This is a genomic window from Gordonia amarae NBRC 15530, from assembly GCF_000241345.1.
In the GTDB taxonomy this organism is placed as follows: Bacteria; Actinomycetota; Actinomycetes; order Mycobacteriales; family Mycobacteriaceae; genus Gordonia; species Gordonia amarae.
In genome coordinates, this window is the sequence record NZ_BAED01000004.1 from 1 (window position 1) to 16991 (window position 16991).

General features: G+C 66.1%; 15 protein-coding genes and 1 pseudogene. 10 read left to right on the top strand and 6 right to left on the bottom strand.

Annotation, left to right across the window (positions count from 1 at the left end):
* On the bottom strand, window positions 1-508 hold a 508-nt coding region (locus GOAMR_RS01225; RefSeq protein ID WP_005181558.1), incomplete at its 3' end, for a TetR/AcrR family transcriptional regulator.
* 7 nt (window positions 509-515) lie between these two features.
* The gene (locus tag GOAMR_RS01230; protein WP_170319096.1) at window positions 516-3335 is read right to left on the bottom strand and encodes an aconitate hydratase; all 2820 of its coding nucleotides are present in this window, start codon (window positions 3333-3335) and stop codon (window positions 516-518) included.
* A 539-nt stretch (window positions 3336-3874) separates the two neighbouring features.
* Here GOAMR_RS01230 and GOAMR_RS01235 point away from each other — a divergent pair.
* The 9 genes and pseudogenes from GOAMR_RS01235 (at window position 3875) to GOAMR_RS01280 (ending at window position 13850) form a co-directional block, all read left to right on the top strand.
* Window positions 3875-4552: an Rv1476 family membrane protein gene (locus GOAMR_RS01235; protein WP_005181602.1), complete on the top strand. Its 678-nt coding sequence runs from the start codon at window positions 3875-3877 to the stop codon at window positions 4550-4552.
* A 275-nt stretch (window positions 4553-4827) separates the two neighbouring features.
* Window positions 4828-6330, top strand: coding sequence for an NlpC/P60 family protein (locus GOAMR_RS01240; RefSeq protein ID WP_005181606.1), 1503 nt, complete (start codon window positions 4828-4830; stop codon window positions 6328-6330).
* 121 nt (window positions 6331-6451) lie between these two features.
* A complete protein-coding gene (locus GOAMR_RS01245; RefSeq protein ID WP_005181607.1) occupies window positions 6452-7567 on the top strand; it encodes an AAA family ATPase in 1116 nt (371 codons plus the stop codon).
* Window positions 7554-8492: a DUF58 domain-containing protein gene (locus GOAMR_RS01250; protein ID WP_005181608.1), complete on the top strand. Its 939-nt coding sequence runs from the start codon at window positions 7554-7556 to the stop codon at window positions 8490-8492. Before GOAMR_RS01245 ends, GOAMR_RS01250 begins: the two co-directional genes overlap by 14 nt.
* Before the next feature lie 4 nt (window positions 8493-8496).
* Window positions 8497-9471 (top strand): VWA domain-containing protein, encoded by a 975-nt coding sequence (locus GOAMR_RS01255; protein ID WP_005181609.1) that lies wholly within the window; start codon window positions 8497-8499, stop codon window positions 9469-9471.
* 68 nt (window positions 9472-9539) lie between these two features.
* A complete protein-coding gene (fabG1, locus tag GOAMR_RS01260) occupies window positions 9540-10283 on the top strand; it encodes a 3-oxoacyl-ACP reductase FabG1 (protein ID WP_005181610.1) in 744 nt (247 codons plus the stop codon).
* Window positions 10284-10300: 17 nt separating this feature from the next.
* Entirely contained in the window at window positions 10301-11134 is an 834-nt protein-coding gene (inhA, locus tag GOAMR_RS01265) for an NADH-dependent enoyl-ACP reductase InhA (RefSeq protein ID WP_005181611.1), read from the top strand.
* A 10-nt stretch (window positions 11135-11144) separates the two neighbouring features.
* Window positions 11145-12224 (top strand): ferrochelatase, encoded by a 1080-nt coding sequence (locus GOAMR_RS01270; RefSeq protein WP_005181615.1) that lies wholly within the window; start codon window positions 11145-11147, stop codon window positions 12222-12224.
* Between the two features lie 483 nt (window positions 12225-12707).
* Window positions 12708-13850, top strand: a pseudogene (locus tag GOAMR_RS01280) (IS3 family transposase).
* Between the two features lie 42 nt (window positions 13851-13892).
* Here the strand turns inward: GOAMR_RS01280 and GOAMR_RS23915 are convergent.
* The 4 genes from GOAMR_RS23915 to GOAMR_RS01295 all read right to left on the bottom strand — a co-directional run bounded on the left by GOAMR_RS23915 (window position 13893) and on the right by GOAMR_RS01295 (window position 16020).
* Window positions 13893-14129 (bottom strand): class I SAM-dependent methyltransferase, encoded by a 237-nt coding sequence (locus GOAMR_RS23915; RefSeq protein ID WP_005181643.1) that lies wholly within the window; start codon window positions 14127-14129, stop codon window positions 13893-13895.
* 22 nt (window positions 14130-14151) lie between these two features.
* Window positions 14152-14706 (bottom strand): DUF6036 family nucleotidyltransferase, encoded by a 555-nt coding sequence (locus GOAMR_RS01285; RefSeq protein ID WP_005181646.1) that lies wholly within the window; start codon window positions 14704-14706, stop codon window positions 14152-14154.
* Window positions 14703-15122 carry a hypothetical protein gene (locus tag GOAMR_RS01290; protein WP_005181648.1) on the bottom strand — a complete coding sequence of 140 codons (420 nt, stop codon included), beginning with the start codon at window positions 15120-15122 and terminating at the stop codon, window positions 14703-14705. The genes GOAMR_RS01285 and GOAMR_RS01290 overlap by 4 nt, the downstream gene beginning before the upstream one ends.
* A gap of 121 nt (window positions 15123-15243) precedes the next feature.
* Window positions 15244-16020 carry an Rv1486c family protein gene (locus GOAMR_RS01295; protein ID WP_005181651.1) on the bottom strand — a complete coding sequence of 259 codons (777 nt, stop codon included), beginning with the start codon at window positions 16018-16020 and terminating at the stop codon, window positions 15244-15246.
* A gap of 112 nt (window positions 16021-16132) precedes the next feature.
* Between GOAMR_RS01295 and GOAMR_RS01300 the strand changes: the two genes are divergently transcribed.
* Complete coding sequence (locus tag GOAMR_RS01300) at window positions 16133-16987, top strand: DUF3097 domain-containing protein (RefSeq protein WP_005181654.1); 855 nt, start codon at window positions 16133-16135, stop codon at window positions 16985-16987.
* Window positions 16988-16991: the final 4 nt, after the last annotated feature.

Below are 16991 nucleotides of genomic sequence, written 5' to 3' on the forward strand. Positions count from 1 at the left end.
TGGGCTGCCCGGATGCCAGCCTGCTGATCAGACCGTCGAGAACCAGATCCAGGTAGCTCTGCAGCACATCGGTGGGCACGTCGTTGCGGAGCCTGCCCGCCTCGCGGCCGCGCTCCAGGCGCGCGTGAGTGGCGGCGTCCAGTTCAGCCGAATGCGCCAGCCACGCCGCGCGGAACGAGTCGTCGGTGCGCAGCTTTCGGGCGATCTCCAGCCGGGTGGCCAGCCAGTCGAAATCGGCCGGGTTGGCCAGCACGTTGCGCATCACCTGCACGAGGCCCTGCTCGGCGGCCACATCGGCCATCCGTTCGGTGTCTTCGTGGGCAAGGGCCAGGAACAAGGCCTCCTTGTCCTTGTAGTGGTGAAAGATCGCACCCCGCGACAGTCCGGTGGCCTTCTCGATCCGGGAGACTGTCGCGCCGTCGTATCCGTACTCCGCAAAGCAGCGCCGCGCGCCGTCGAGAATTTCCCGACGACGCGCGGCGAGCCGGTCATCACTGACCTTGGGCACGATCAGCTCAGCTGTTGATCATGTTGCGCAGCACGTACTGCAGGATGCCGCCGTTGCGGTAGTAGTCGGCCTCACCGGGTGTGTCGATGCGCACCTTGGCGTCGAACTCGATGACCGAGCCGTCCTCCTTGGTGGCGGTGACCTTCATCGTCGCCGGGGTGATGCCCTCGTTGAGCTTCTCGATGCCGACGATGTCGATCACCTCGGTGCCGTCCAGACCCAGCGACTTGTGCGATTCGCCCTCGGGGAACTGCAGCGGCACCACGCCCATACCGATGAGGTTGGAGCGGTGGATACGCTCGAACGACTCGGTGATGACGGCCTTGACGCCCAGCAGGACGGTGCCCTTGGCGGCCCAGTCACGCGACGAACCGGAGCCGTACTCCTTGCCGCCGAGGACGACCAGCGGGATACCGGCCTTCTTGTAGTTCTCGCAGGCGTCGTAGATGAACGACTGCGGGCCACCCTCTTGGGTGAAGTCGCGGGTGTAGCCGCCGGATACACCGTCGAGCAGCTGGTTCTGCAGACGGATGTTGGCGAACGTGCCGCGGATCATCACCTCGTGGTTGCCGCGGCGGCTGCCCAGCGAGTTGTAGTCCTTGCGGGCCACACCGTGCGAGTCGAGGTACTGCGCGGCCGGGGTGCCGGGCTTGATCGGGCCGGCGGGCGAGATGTGGTCGGTGGTGACCGAGTCGCCCAGAACCGCCATCACGCGGGCACCCTTGATGTCGGAGACCGGAGCCGGTTCCATCGTCATGCCGTCGAAGTACGGGGCCTTGCGCACGTAGGTCGAATCCTCGCCCCACGCGAAGGTGTCACCTTCGGGGGTGGACAGGTTGCGCCAGTGCTCGTCACCCTTGAACACATCGGCGTAGGACTTGCGGAACATGTCCTGGCTGATGGCGTTCTTGATGGTGTCGTCGATCTCCTGGGCCGACGGCCAGATGTCCTTGAGGAACACGTCGTTGCCGTCGGTGTCCTGGCCGAGCGGCTGCGACTCGAAGTCGAAGTCCATGGTGCCGGCGAGGCCGTAGGCGATGACCAGCGGCGGCGAGGCCAGGTAGTTCATCTTGACGTCGGGGGAGATGCGGCCCTCGAAGTTACGGTTGCCGGACAGGACCGCGGCGACCGACAGGTCGTTGTCGTTGATCGCCTGCGAGATCTGCTCCGGCAGCGGACCGGTGTTGCCGATGCAGGTGGTGCAGCCGTAGCCGCCCAGGTAGTAGCCCAGCTTCTCCAGGTACGGCCACAGGCCGGCCTTCTCGTAGTAGTCGGTGACGACCTGCGAACCGGGCGCCATGTTGGTCTTGACCCACGGCTTGGTCGACAGGCCCTTCTCGACGGCGTTCTTGGCCAGCAGAGCGGCACCGAGCATGACCGACGGGTTGGAGGTGTTGGTGCACGAGGTGATACCGGCGACCACGACGGCGCCGTGGTCGAGGATGAACTCGCCGCGCTCGGAGTCGACAACCTTGATCGGCTTGGTCGGCCGGCCCTCGGCGCCGTTGGCCGCCGACTGCACGACGACCGCGTCGTCCTCGGCGAAGCTCAGCGTGGCCGGATCGGATGCCGGGAAGGTCTCCTCGACGGCCTCGTCGAGCTGGGTGTGGGCCGGGGTCAGGCCCTCCTCGACGTAGTTGTGGATGTCCTTGCGGAAGGCGACCTTCGACTCCGACAGCAGGATGCGGTCCTGCGGGCGCTTCGGGCCGGCGATCGACGGGACGACGGTGCCCAGGTCGAGTTCGAGGTACTCGGAGAACACCGGCTCGTTCTCGGTGTCGTGCCACATGCCCTGTTCCTTGGCATAGGCCTCGACCAGAGCGAGCGACTGGTCGTCGCGACCGGTGAGCCGCAGGTAGTTGATGGTCTCCTCGTCGATCGGGAAGATCGCGCAGGTGGAGCCGAACTCGGGGCTCATGTTGCCCAGGGTGGCGCGGTTGGCCAGCGGAACCTCGGCCACGCCCTTGCCGTAGAACTCGACAAACTTGCCGACGACACCGTGCTTGCGCAGCATGTCGGTGACGGTGAGCACCACGTCGGTGGCGGTCACGCCGGGCTGGATCTCGCCGGTCAGCTTGAAGCCGACGACGCGCGGGATGAGCATCGACACCGGCTGGCCGAGCATCGCGGCCTCGGCCTCGATACCGCCGACGCCCCAGCCGAGCACGCCCAGGCCGTTCTCCATGGTGGTGTGCGAGTCGGTGCCGACGCAGGTGTCGGGGTAGGCCTGGCCGTTGCGCACCATGACGGTGCGGGCCAGGTACTCGATGTTGACCTGGTGCACGATGCCGGTGCCCGGGGGGACGACCTTGAAGTCGTCGAACGCGCCCTGACCCCAGCGCAGGAACTGGTAGCGCTCGGAGTTGCGCTCGTACTCCAGCTCGACGTTGCGCTCGTAGGCGTCGGCGCGGCCGAACACGTCGAGGATCACCGAGTGGTCGATGACCATCTCGGCGGGCGAGAGGGGGTTCACCTTGTTGGGATCGCCGCCCAGGGCGGTGACGGCCTCACGCATGGTGGCCAGGTCGACCACGCAGGGAACGCCGGTGAAGTCCTGCATGATCACGCGGGCGGGCGTGAACTGGATCTCGATGTTGGGCTGGGCGCTCGGGTCCCAGTTGGCGAGGGCGTTGATGTGCTCTTCGGTGATGTTGGCGCCGTCTTCGGTGCGCAGCAGGTTTTCGGCGAGCACTTTGAGCGAGTAGGGGAGTTTCTCGGTGCCGGGTACCGCGTTGAGACGGAAGATCTCGTAGGACTCGTCGCCGACCTCCAGGGTCCCGCGCGCGCCGAATGAATTGATACTCACGTTGTATTCCACTCTCCTCATAAACCGACGGGCTGCGTCGGCGTGTGTTGTAGATCTTCCGAAGTCGATCTGACCGACGGGCTGCGTCGGCGTCGTGCAAAGTCCGTGCCTGGTGCGCGTGGACCGAACTCCCCGGAGGGAGCCCCGACTCCCCGGAAGGAGTCCCAACCCCCCGAAGGGAGTCCCAACCCCCCGAAGGGAGTCACTGTGTGGAGCTTGCCACCGTTGCCCGCGTCGGGCCGGTCATTTTGCCAACTGTTTGTCTACCGAAGAGTGGTAGGCCAGCTCGCAGGCGGGTGACCTGGACACGGTGGTCGGGGGCGTGGTCGTCGGCGATGCGGCGACAGGTTCCAGCATAACAGTACGCGCGTACGGTTTACAAGCCGGCCTGCGCGGAACACGCCGACCGGGTGTGCGGTGTGCGTCACGTCCGTTCGCAGCATCTAGATTTTGATGAGGCATCTCCATCTTGACGCAGGAGTGAGCCCCGGTCGCGGCCGACAGCGGCCCGCCGGGTGGAATTAATCTCCGCGCAACGTGACGAAACCGAGGTAGTGGCAGTGAGTACAGGGACCGACGGCATCGGGACGGGTTCGGGCTCCGGCGAGGTGTTGGCGATCGGCCCGCTGGCCGCCCCGGATCTCCATCTGGCCGCACCGAATCCACGGAACACTCAGGTGGGTGAGGGGATCAAGCTGGGTCCGCTGCGCAAGGATCTGGCCGACGACAATGTCTCGGCACCGGCCGCGCAGGTGCCCGCGTTGCGTGAACTCGTCGCACAAGGGAAAAAGGACGGTCACGACCTTCACTTCGTCGTGCTCACCGAACGGCAGCCCGTCTTCACCAACTATCGCGACATCGCCACCGCATTACAGAAGGACACCTCCGGCACGGTCATCGTTATCGGGCCCAATGCCGTCGGCAGCGCCTCGGATGAGTTCAGCCGTGTCACGCTCGAGCAGGCCACCGACAATCTGAAGTTTGCCGATCAAACCCAGGCCGCCCGGCAGATGTACGACAAGATGACCGAGCCGTCGATCAACTGGACCGTGGCCACGCTCGTCCTGATCGTCGTCGTCGTCATCGGCGCGGTGGCCGCCCGTGTCCTCGGAAGCCGGAAGGGTGAGGTGTCCGGCGCGCAGTCCGACACCGGTTCCCAGAACGCGGACGCCGGCGACTCGGTGGTCGTGGGTGCGGGTGACGCACCGTCATCGGACCCGGGTTCGGCGACGGACTGACCTTCCGGCCGGCCCGAAGGCGCGTTCGGTGCCGCTGTCCTGGTTGTGGTGGCCGGTGTTGCCGAATTGATACCTGCTCCGGCGGCAACTCTTTGCCCTGTTCACGGCGTGATCAAGGAAAGTCACGTTTATGTAATTTGTGGCAGATGGTTTGCCTTGCGTCTGATGTGACGTACGGTTCTACTGTCAACAGTGTGTCTGATGTGATTTGTGTTGCTGATGTGACATGGTGTTGCGGTGGACCGGACCGGTGGAAAGAGGCAGGGAGTTCCTTGGTGACGCGACGTAACGCACCTGCGCCGCGGCTGATCCGTTGGGCAGCCGTCGTGGCGGTACTGCTCATCATCTCGATGTGCGCCGGCGTCGCGGAGGGCGCGCCCAGCAAGTCCAAGCGCGCAACCTCACGTGAGGCGCAGCTCATCACACAGATCGCCGGCGTCGACCAGAACATCGCCGATCTCGACAATTCCGTCGCCGTGCGGCAAGAACAGGTCAACAAGGCGCTCGTCGACTACCAGAACGCCGTCGCCGCACAGCAACTCGCCGATACGGCCGCCAAGGGCGCCCGGCGTGAACTCCGGTTGTCCACCGACGCCGTCGAGAAGGCGCAGGAAGACTTCAACGAGTTCATCCGCACCGTGCAGCGGCAGGGCAACCAGCGCGGATCCATGGCCGACTACGTGTCCTCGCACGATCCCGACGCGGTGCTGAACAAGATGACCGCCGTCGACCAGATCGGCCGCAACCAGAAGGCGATCATCAACCGGTTGCAGGTGGCCCGCAACCAGCGGGCAAACCGTCTCGCCGCGGCCCAGGCCACCAAACGTCAGGCCTCGTTCGCCACCGCCGGCGCAGCCGCCCGCAAGGACGACGCCATCACCTCCGTCACCCAGGTCCGCAGGCAGCTCGCCGACGAACAGCAGCGCCGGGGCCTGCTGGTGCAGCAGCGCACCGGCATCCAGAAGCAGCTCGCCGAGATCCGCAAGGCCACGACCAAGAAGGTCGACCTCGACACCCCCACCACCAGCAGCGGCACCGGCTCGGTCGGCGGCACCGGCAGCAGCGCCGGCGACATCGTCGGCAACCTGCTCGGCACCGACAATCCGTCCATGAAGATGGCGGCCGACGCCGCCGCCAAACTCCTCCTCGACACCGGCCAGCAACTGCTCGCCTCCCTCGTCGGGCAACAGCAGCTCCCGCGCTCGGCACTGCTCGATGAACTCGGCCTCGGCGGTGCCGACCTGGGCAGCTCGGGCCCCAACAGCCTCGCCACCCGGCTGACCACCGGATCGGCCGGATCCCTGTTCGGCAGTACCGGGTCCAGCGGCGGCGGCGTCATCCGGCCGGGTCTGCGCGGGCCGCAAGCCGTCGAAGTCATCGTCAACCGCGCCCTCTCACAGCTCAACGTGCCCTACGCGTGGGGCGGCGGCGACGCCAACGGCCCCACCCAGGGCATTCGCGACGGCGGTGTCGCCGACAGTTACGGCGACTACAACAAGATCGGCTTCGACTGCTCCGGACTGATGATCTACGCGTTCGCCGGCGTCGGCATCGAACTCCCGCACTACACCGGTTACCAGTACACCTCCGGCCCGCAGGTTCCGCTCTCCCAGATCAAACGCGGCGACATGATCTTCTACGGCCCCAACGCCAGCCAGCACGTGGCGCTCTACCTCGGCGACGGCAAGATGGTCGAGGCGCCCCAGTCCGGCTCCATCGTCAAGGTGTCACCCCTGCGCACCGACGGCGCCATGCCGATGGTGGTCAGGTTGCTCTGACCCGACGGTTCCGGGTCACCCGGTCGGCCGGTCTTCTTGGCGAGTTTTCAGTCGACGTGACTAGGCTGGAGCACCGACACACGAGCAGAGCCGTGCGACACCCCAGAACAGGAGCCAACGGTTGACCTCCCCGCAGTCACACACCGACCCGGCCGCAGGCGCGGCCACGCTCAGCGAAGCAGACGCCAAACTGCTTGAACGCACGATCTACGAGGTCAAGCGGGTCATCGTCGGTCAGGACCAGTTGATCGAACGGATCCTGGTCGGCCTGCTGGCTCGCGGGCACATCCTGCTCGAAGGCGTGCCCGGCGTCGCCAAGACCCTCGCCGTCGAAACCTTCGCCCGGGTCATCGGCGGCAGCTTCTCGCGTGTCCAGTTCACCCCCGACCTGGTGCCCACCGACCTCATCGGTACCCGCATCTACCGGCAGGGCCAGGAGAAGTTCGACACCGAACTCGGCCCGGTGGTGGCCAACTTCCTCCTGGCCGACGAGATCAACCGCGCCCCTGCCAAGGTGCAGTCGGCACTCCTGGAGGTGATGGCCGAACGGCACGTGTCGATCGGCGGCACCACCTACCCGATGCCCGACCCGTTCCTGGTGATGGCCACCCAGAACCCCATCGAGAACGAGGGCGTGTACCCGCTGCCGGAGGCGCAGCGCGACCGCTTCCTGTTCAAGGTGCTCGTCGGCTACCCGTCGGTCGAGGAGGAACGCGAGATCGTCTACCGGATGGGCAACTCGGTGCCCACCGTGTCGCCCGTCCTCGACCCGCAGACCATGGTCCGGCTGCAGAAGGTCGCCGGAAACGTTTTCGTCCACCACGCACTCGTCGACTACGTGGTGCGTGTCATCAACGCCACCCGGCGCCCCGCCGAGGTCGGGCTGGGCGAGGTGGCCGGCTGGCTGTCGTACGGTGCTTCACCGCGCGCCACCCTCGGCATCGTCGCCGCCGCGCGGGCGCTCGCGCTCGTCCGTGGCCGCGACTACGTCATCCCGCAGGACGTGGTCGAGATGATCCCCGACGTACTGCGGCATCGCCTGGTGCTGTCGTACGACGCGCTCGCCGACGAGGTTGACGCCGACCAGGTGATCACCCGGGTCCTGCAGACGGTTGGACTTCCGCAGGTGGGCACGCAGGCCACCACCCCCGCGGCGTACCCGCAGACTCAGGTTCCGCAGGCGCAGCAGAACGGTCAGGTCCCCACAGAGGCGGCACGCCCTTATGGCGGCCAATAGCGACCTGCCGTCGTTCGACGCAGGACTGCTCAACGACCCACAGCTCACCGCCGCACTCAACACGCTCGAACTCACGGTCCGCCGCAAGCTCGACGGCGTGCTGCAGGGCTCCCATCTCGGACTCATCCCGGGACCGGGGTCGGAGCCGGGCGAGGCGCGGCCCTACCAGCCGGGCGACGACATCCGCCGCATGGAGTGGTCGGTGACCGCCCGCACCACCGAACCGCATGTCCGGCAGATGATCGCCGACCGCGAGCTGGAGACGTGGCTGGTGGTCGACGCGTCGGCCAGCATCGATTTCGGCACCACCCGCTGCACCAAACGTGATCTGACTGTTGCGGCGGCCGCCGCGATCGTGCATCTCACCGCGGGCGGGGGTAATCGGCACGGGGCGATCATCGCGACGGGCGACAAGCTCGTCCGTGTTCCGGCCGCTTCAGGCCGCGCGCACGCGCGCGCCCTGCTCAAGGCGGTGGCCACCACCACCCGGTCCACCCCCGGTGTGCGCGGCGATCTGCCGGGAGCGATCGAAGCGCTGCGTCGGCCCCAGCGCCGGCACGGACTGGCCGTGGTGATCAGCGACTTCCTCGGCCCGATCAACTGGGACCGGCCACTGCGCGCCATCGGCGCCCACCATGAACTGCTCGGTGTGGAAGTACTCGATCCGCGTGACCTCGAACTGCCCGCGGTCGGCGAGGTCACCCTCGCCGATGCCGAGAGCGGTGAGGTCCGCGACTTCAACATCACCGAACGGGTCCGCCAGGACTACGCCGCCGCGGCCGCGGCACACCGGGCCGAGGTCGGACGCACCATCCGCCGCTGCGGCGGCTCGGTGATGTCGCTGCGCACAGACCGGGACTGGGTCAACGACACCGTCCGTTTCGTCGGCGCCCGTCGCCGCGGAATGGCCGCCGGGGTGGGCTGAACCGATGTCGAACCTGTCCAGTCCCTGGTGGCTGCTGCTCGCTCTCATAGTGGCGGCGTTGGCAGGGGTGTACGTGTACATCCAGCGCCTGCGCGCCCGCCGGGCGTTGCGCTTCGCCAATCTCGAGGTGCTCAACCGGGTGGCGCCGGTCAAACGCAACCCGCTGCGGCACGTGCCGATCGCGCTGCTGGTGGTGGCGTTGCTGCTGCTGACCGTCGCGTTGTCGGGTCCGCAGGCCGATCGCAAGGTGCCGCGTAACAAGGCCACGGTCATCCTGGTGATGGACGTGTCGCGGTCGATGAACGCCACCGACGTCGCACCGTCGCGCATCAAGGCGGCGCAGGCGTCGGCCAAGAAGTTTGCCGACGAACTCACCGAGGGCATCAACCTCGGCCTCGTCTCGTACGCGGGCACGGCGTCGACCCTGGTGTCGCCCACGCCGGATCACACCGCCACCAAGACCGCCGCAGACAAACTGCAACTGGCGGACAAGACTGCCACCGGTGAGGGCATCTTCGCGGCGATCCAGCAGATCCAGACCCTCAACACCGTTCTCGGCGGTGACAAGGCCGCCCCGCCGGCACGCATCGTGTTGCTCTCGGACGGCAAGGAGACCGTGCCCGACAACCCCAACAACCCGCGCGGCGCGTTCACCGCGGCGCGGAAGGCCAAGGAGGAGAAGATCCCGGTCTCCACGATCTCGTTCGGCACGATGGGCGGGACCGTCGACCTCGAAGGCGATCAGGTGCCGGTGCCCGTCGATGACGCCTCGTTGCGCCAGATCGCCAACATCAGCGGCGGTGAGTTCTTCACCGCCGCGAGTCTCGACGAGCTCAACCGGGTGTACGAGAAGCTGCAGAAGGACATCGGCTACGAGACCCGGCGCGGCGACAACTCCCGGCCCTGGCTGATCGCGGGCACCTTGCTCGCCATCCTCGCCGCTTTCGCCGCCCTCGTCATCAACCGGCGCCTACCGTAATACCCGAAAAAGGCTCGTCTCGGACCCGACAACCGCCCATCCATCCTCGACCGATAGGTTCTTGATCTATGGCAGACACCACTGACGTTCCTTCGCGCCCGGCGGCCACTCCGCGTTCGGTCCTGGTGACCGGCGGCAACCGCGGCATCGGACTCGCGGTCGCCCGGCGCCTCGCCGCCGACGGCCACAAGGTCGCCGTCACCCACCGCGGCTCCGGTGCGCCCGACGGCCTGTTCGGAGTGCAGTGCGACGTCACCGACGCCGAGTCCGTCGACAAGGCGTTCGCCGACGTCGAGGCGCACCAGGGCCCCGTCGAGGTGCTGGTGGCCAACGCCGGTATCACCGACAACATGCTGCTGATGCGGCTGTCGGAGGAATCGTTCGAGAAGGTCATCGACGCCAATCTGACCGGCGCGTTCCGCTGCGCCAAGCGCGCCACCAAGGGCATGCAACGCGCCAAGTGGGGCCGGATGATCTTCCTCGGCTCCGTGGTCGCCATGTCCGGCATCCCAGGACAGGTCAACTACGCCGCCTCCAAGGCGGGCCTGATCGGGATGGCCCGGTCCATCGCCCGTGAGATCGGCTCCCGCAATATCACCGCCAACGTCGTCGCACCCGGCTTCATCGAGACCGACATGACCGCGGCGATGGAAGACCGCTACGTGGAGATGGCCAAGCAGGTGATCCCGCTCGGCCGCACCGGCAAGGCCGAGGATGTGGCCGCCGCGATCAGCTTCCTGGCCTCGGACGAGGGCGGGTACATCACGGGGGCCGTGCTGCCGGTCGACGGTGGCATGGGCATGGGTAACTAGGGGAGGAAGAACACACCATGACAGGCATTCTCGAGGGCAAGACCGTCCTCATCACCGGGATCATCACCGACGCGTCGATCGCGTTCCACGCGGCCTCGGTGGCGCAGGAACAGGGCGCCAAGGTGATCATCACCGGTATCCCGGAGCGGCTGCGGCTGATCGATCGCATCGCCAAGCGGCTGCCCCAGGAGGTGCCGCCTGCGATCGGTCTCGACATCACCAACGAAGAGGATCTCGCGGCCCTGGCCGGCAAGATCACCGAACTCGCCCCCGAGGGCATCGACGGTGTGGTGCACTCGATCGCGTTCGCACCCAAGACCCTGATGGGCCCCGACGCGGTGCCCTTCCTCGAAGGACCCGGCCCCGACGTCGCGAAGTCGTTCGAGATCTCCGCGTGGAGCTATGCGGCACTGGCCCGCGCCGTACTGCCGGTGATGAACGAGGGCGGCTCGATCGTCGGGATGGACTTCGACCCGCGCACCGCACTGCCCGACTACAACTGGATGGGCGTGTCGAAGGCGGCACTGGAGTCGGTGAACCGCTACGTCGCTCGCGAGGTGGGCAACGCCAAGCGCATCCGGTCCAACCTGGTTGCCGCCGGACCGATCAAAACCCTTGCCGCCAAGGCAATTTCGGGCACCGCCACCGATGACGCACGCAAACTGAACATGCTCAACGAGTACTGGGATGGGGCATCGCCCATCGGCTGGAATGTCGATGACCCGACCGTCGTCGGCAAGAGCGTCGTCGCGCTGCTCTCGGACTGGCTGCCCGGCACCACCGGCTCCATCGTGTACGTCGACGGCGGAGCCAGCCACAACACCTGGTTCCCCGAGAACTTCCTCGCGTAACCCGATTTCGGTGAAGAAATTTGACGCACTGTTGCTGCTGTCGTTCGGCGGGCCGGAGCAGCCCGACGACGTGATGCCGTTCCTGGAGAACGTGACCCGCGGACGCGGGGTTCCCCGGGAACGGCTCGAAGCAGTCGCCGAACACTACTACCACCTCGGCGGCCGTTCGCCGATCAACCAGTGCAACCGCGACATGATCACCGCCCTCGACGCCGAACTGTTGGCGCGGGGGCGGGATCTGCCGATCTACTTCGGCAACCGCAACTGGTATCCGTTCGTTGCCGATACCGTCGAGCAGATGTACCGGGACGGTCATCGCCGGGTGCTGGTGTTCGGGACATCGGCGTGGGATGGATACTCGGGTTCGGTCCAGTACCACGAGGACATCGCCGGAGCTCTGGACGAGCTGACCCGGCGCATCCCGGACAGCGCGGATGATCCGATGCTGCTGCGTAAACTACCCCAGTTCTGTACAGAACCGGGTTTCCTCAACGCCTGCGAGAACGCGGTCCGCGCGGCATTCGAGTCGCTGCCCGCCGACCCCGCACCCCGGCTGGTGTTCACCGCCCACTCGATTCCGCTCGCTGCCGACCGCAAGTACGGCCCGGTCATCGACGGCCGAGGCATCTACTCCCGGCAGGTCGCCGACGCCTCGGCCGAGGTGGCCCGGCGGCTCGGCATCGACGACTACGACCAGGTATGGCAATCCCGCTCGGGACCACCGCAGGTGCCGTGGTACGAACCCGACATCTGCGACCACCTCACCGTCCTCGCCGACAGTGGCGTGCAATCGGTGGTGGTGTTCCCGATCGGCTTCATCTCCGACCACGTCGAAGTGGTGTGGGATCTCGACAACGAAGCCCGAACCCTGTGCGCCGAACGCGGTCTCGGCTTCCTCCGCGCCGCCACCGTCGGCACCGACCCGACATTCGTCTCCCTGATCGCCGACCTCACCGAACGCTACGCCGATAGCGGCGGAGACCTTGACGCACCGGGCATCGGCGACAACGGCCAGGTGAATGTATCCAGTGACGTGCTCCGCCCCTCAGACACGTCACCTGGGGGAATTCAGAACTTTCGGTTTCCGTGAAGTGCGCATTGCCGAAGTAGTCAATTGGGTATTCGGAACAAGTCTGCTATGTAACGTCGCCGTGCATTAGCCACTCGCTAGTCAAGACATCAAGGATCTTTTCGGGTAGTGATCGCGCAATACCGACTCTACTTTGGGGTCGCTGTAGACTCGTTTACATGCCTGGCAGCGGTGAGCGTACAGATTCTCCCATATTATGGTCTCGTCCCGTGCTGCAGTCCATTGCAGAATTCGTTCCGGGCCCTCATCTCTGATCCAACGTTTGAGGAAGTCTGCCTCTGCGCGAGTTCTCGCCGTAGCTAAGTCATCAACATCGACATGCCCTATGTTCAGCTCGTCAATTGATTGAGTTCCAAGTCCGCAGCACGCCATAGTCTTGCCATCTGGAAGGACAGTCATTGTGGCATGTCCCCTGTGAACCGGTCCAGGTAGTTCTGGAGTCCTGATTGCCCTGATGAGGGCGTAGAAGGGACGATGAGGGACATGGCAGGACGCAAACGGCACTCGGCTGAGGACATCGTGCGCAAGCTGCGGCGCGTCGATGAGCTCGCGGCCGAGGGCAAGACCGGTGAGCAGATCGCGAACGAGCTGGAGGTGTCGGCGGCCACGTTGTACAACTGGCGCCGTTCTCATGGCGGTATGGACGCTGACGCAGCCAAGGAGCTCAAGGAGTTGCGGGATCAGAATAGGCGGCTCAAGCGGCTGCTGGCTGATGCTGAGTTGGAGAAGGACGCGTTGCGGGAGATCGCGAAGGGAAAATTCTGAGCCCGACCTCCAAACGCGCCGCTATCGACATGCTCAAAGGTGAAGGGCATGTCAGAGCGTATGGCGTGCAAGGTGGTTGGGCTTTCCCGGTCTGCGTATCGACGGCTGCCGCAGGCGCAGACCCCGGCCGATCCGGATGCGGACCTGCGCGCCGATCTGCGCGCCTATGCCGGCAAGAACCCGCGGCATGGGTTCCGGCGGGCGTGGGCGTATCTGCGGTTCGACGTGGGGTTGGCGGTGAACAAGAAGAAGGTGCACCGGTTGTGGAAGGAGGAAGGGTTGCAGGTTCAGCGCGCGCCGCGCCGCAAGCGTGCGGGGCAGTCGTCGGTGCCGGTGATCGAGGCAGATGCACCGAATGTGGTGTGGGCTTTGGATTTTCAGTTCGATTCGACTGTGGACGGGCGCAAGATCAAGATCGCGTCGATGGTGGATGAGCACACCAGGGTCTCGCTGCTGGACATCGTGGATACCTCGATCCCGGCCGAGCGGCTGGTCGAGGAGTTGGAGAAGGTGTTCATTGCCGTCGGTGGGCCGCCGAGGGTGTTGCGGATGGACAACGGGCCGGAGTTTATTTCTCATGCGTTGCAACAGTTTTGCGACGGTAAGGTCGGGATCAGCTACATCCCGCCGGGCACACCGTGGAACAACGGGTTCGTCGAATCGTTCAACAGTCGGTTGCGGGATGAGTGTTTGAACCGCAACTGCTGGACCAGCGTGTTGGAGGCCCGTGTGGTGATCGGGGACTTCAAGGACGACCACAACCGCCGGCACCGGCACTCGGCGCTGGGTTACCAGACGCCGGCAGAGTACGCTGCCGGATGCACCTGCACCCACCACCCGGTGGTGTGTGAGATCGCGTGAGCGATCACCTGTAGGAACTGGCTCTAGAACAGCCTGGACCGACTATCGGGGACCTGCCATCTGCGCGTCCGGATGATCGGACAGGCGTTCGCGCGCGCTCGTGAGCGCTGCCGCATCGGGATCTATTCCGGTGATATGCCGACTTGTACTCGCCAACTTCTGCAGCAGTAGTCCGTCCCCGCAGCCGATATCGAGGACTCGGGTCGCATCACTTGCAACGGATGCGACCAGTTCCGTGTGGTATGCCGTGTTGTGGTTCCAGTAGTCTATCTGGCCCATGCGTGTCCTGACCTGCTTGTGATCAGTAGTCCCCGAGTTTCAACGTTTCGATGATGCGCTCAAACCACAGTTCTTGTGCACCGAAATGGGAAGTCGGGCCGAAGTATCGCTTGATCGTAGCCTCGATATCGGATTCCTTGGTGTAGCCGAGAATGCTGCACAGCCGTGCGGCATCTCGGCGGTCGCCGTCGGAGTGGCGCGTCGACATCGCCTTCATTGCGAGAATGTAGTCGGCGGACGCGACCTCGACGCTGAGGCTGGTGCCAAACTGTTGGGCGATCGGGTGCGCGTCCTCGTGCGGTGGCATATAGATGGCGCGCACGGCGTCGTTGAGCCAGTTGGTGGCGAGTCCGTGGCGTTCGGCGATCTCGCGTGCGGCGTCGAGGACCCTCTCCCGAGGCTCGAACACGCCGTCGATGTCGTTCGTCGAACGGCTCGCGTTGTACGCCAAGGCCATTGCGGCTCCGCCTACGATGAAGAGCTTTGCTTCGAGCCCTTGTTGTCGTAGGACCTCTGCCAGTTCGGTCAGCAGGCGATTGATGTCGTCGGCGGTGAACCCAGCATCGGACAGGCTCACACTCCCTCCAGGTTTCCTCGCGACAGGATGACGTTTCGTTCGCGCAGTGCGATGGGTGTGCGCAGCATTTCCAGGAGCCGGTACTTGCCGGTGTCGAGGGGATCGAACAATTCGGTGCTGCGCCGTCCGGGTTCGGCGCACCAGTCGAGTACGCCCGGTGTGGTGCGGCCGGTCCCGGTCATCACCGCTACTCCGGCCAGCAATGAATCCCAGCCGACGTCCCCGGTGGTGGGTGGGCGGCTGTGGAAGGCATCGATGCCGGTCTGGTCGACCAGGTCTCTGGCCTGGAGAACGCTCTGCCGGAGAACCCGGATCGCGAACGAAGGATCGTCGTGCAGCACGGGATCGGAGACGAACTGCTCGGCGAACGTCGCATAGGACGTGACGCGGCGCGATACCTGAGTATGGACGCTCACAATGGCTACCTCGTCTCCGCTCAGGCCAATGTCGTGGACCCCATGTAGGTGGACAAGGACAGGATAGTCGCGAGGCCGAAGATCCAGCAGGTAGTAGCTGGGTTGCTCAGATGATAGGGCGTCAGCGGACGTCGGCGAGTTGGCGGGAGATGAGCTGGTTGACGGCGGTGGCGCGGGCTCGGCGGGTCAGGGTGGCCAGGCGGCGCAGTTCGGTGTCGCCGGAGTTGTGAGCGCCGGCGGTATCACCGAAGGCTGCGCCCGAGGAGTGGGCGATCGTCACGATCGCCTCGATCTGGGCGGCCGAGTCGAGCATCCGGGACACCCGGGTGTCGTCGTGGGGTGGGACGTCGACGCGGAGGCGTTCGGTGAGGTCGCGCAGTTCGGTCCGCAGGTCGGCGGGGGTGGCCCGTAGCCTGGGGCCGGCCGCCGACAGTAGCCCGGCGGCTTCGGAAACTGCTTGGCGCAGCTCGTATTCGAGTTCTGCGGCCGAATCGGAGGGCTGGGTGGGCAGCGTGCCGGTGTACTCGTGGATCGTCCAGCGGATCAGGCCGTCGTGTTCGCGGGGGATCAGTGCGAGCGTCCCGGCCGGATCGTCGATCAGGAGAACCTCGCCGGCCTCGAATGCTGCGGTGGTGGCCGGGCCCGGGGGCAGGCCTTGCGGGTCGCCCGGCCCGGGCAGTCGCACGCTGAGCGCGTTCGCCGCCCGGATGACGGGGAGCAGGGACGTGGCGGTGGCCCCGTCGAGACGCCCGGTGCTGTCGTCGATGACGTAGCCGTCGCGACCGAACATGTCGATGACGTCGTCGGGGGAGCAGAGCCCCGCCTTCCACGCAGCCGCCCACGCCCCGACGGCGCAGGCGGGCCACGACGGGGTGAGCAGAGGTTCGGTTCCGGTCATAGATCTTCGACAATACCGGTCCGCTGATGTACGGGCAGGACAAGAGATTCGGGCAGAGCGGCGCCCGGCGTGGGTCACCCGCGCGGGCCGCCTGGCGCCCTACGGTGTTCGGGTGAGCGATCGTTACGGCAGAGACGTCCTGGCGCAGCCGCGCCGCACCAAACCACGTGTGCCCGAGGTGGCCGCCGAACTCGACCTGGTGGCCGAGGACGCCGCCACCGGCTTCTGCGGGGCGGTCGTCGGCTATGAGAAGAGCTACGCCGGTGATCTGGTGCGGCTGGAGGACCGGCGCGGGCAGACCCGCGTGTTCCTGATGTTGCCCGCCGCGTTCCTCATCGACGGCAAGCCCGTCACGCTGGTCAAACCGAAGGTCGCACGCGCCGGTTACGGTCAGGCCGCCACCGGGGCCGCTCCCGCGCCGACCCGTACTGCGTCCGGGTCGCGGGCGGTGCCCAAACAGCGGGCCCGCACCGCCCGGGCCAGCCGCATCTTCGTCGAGGGCGTGCACGATGCGACGCTGCTCGAACGGGTCTGGGGTGATGACCTGCGCGTCGAGGGTGTGGTGGTGGAGAGCCTCGACGGCCTCGACAATCTCGACGACGCGCTCGCCGACTTCCAGCCCGGACCGCATCGTCGGGCCGGTGTGCTCGTCGACCATCTTGTCGCCGGATCGAAGGAGGCCCGGCTCACCGAGGCGGTCGGCGAGCACGTCCTGGTGTGCGGTCACCCCTACATCGACGTGTGGCAGGCGGTGAAGCCGGCATCGGTGCGGATCCGGGAATGGCCCATCATCCCGCGCGGCACCGACTGGAAGACCGGTATCTGCACCGAACTCGGCTGGGGCACACCACAGGACGGGTGGCGGCGGGTGCTGGCCGGGGTCAAGGACTTCCGTGATCTCGAGGTACCGATCCTGCGGTCGGTCGAGGAACTGATCGATTTCGTCACCGCGACAGACGAAGCCTGACCGC

Bases quoted from the DNA above. Each gene is read 5' to 3' on its own strand.
- GOAMR_RS01230 (WP_170319096.1), bottom strand. From the start codon at position 3,335: ATGAGGAGAGTGGAATACAACGTGAGTATCAATTCATTCGGCGCGCGC.
- GOAMR_RS01250 (WP_005181608.1), top strand. From the start codon at position 7,554: ATGGCGGCCAATAGCGACCTGCCGTCGTTCGACGCAGGACTGCTCAAC.
- GOAMR_RS01255 (WP_005181609.1), top strand. From the start codon at position 8,497: ATGTCGAACCTGTCCAGTCCCTGGTGGCTGCTGCTCGCTCTCATAGTG.
- fabG1 (WP_005181610.1), top strand. From the start codon at position 9,540: ATGGCAGACACCACTGACGTTCCTTCGCGCCCGGCGGCCACTCCGCGT.
- inhA (WP_005181611.1), top strand. From the start codon at position 10,301: ATGACAGGCATTCTCGAGGGCAAGACCGTCCTCATCACCGGGATCATC.
- GOAMR_RS23915 (WP_005181643.1), bottom strand. From the start codon at position 14,129: ATGGGCCAGATAGACTACTGGAACCACAACACGGCATACCACACGGAA.
- GOAMR_RS01295 (WP_005181651.1), bottom strand. From the start codon at position 16,020: ATGACCGGAACCGAACCTCTGCTCACCCCGTCGTGGCCCGCCTGCGCC.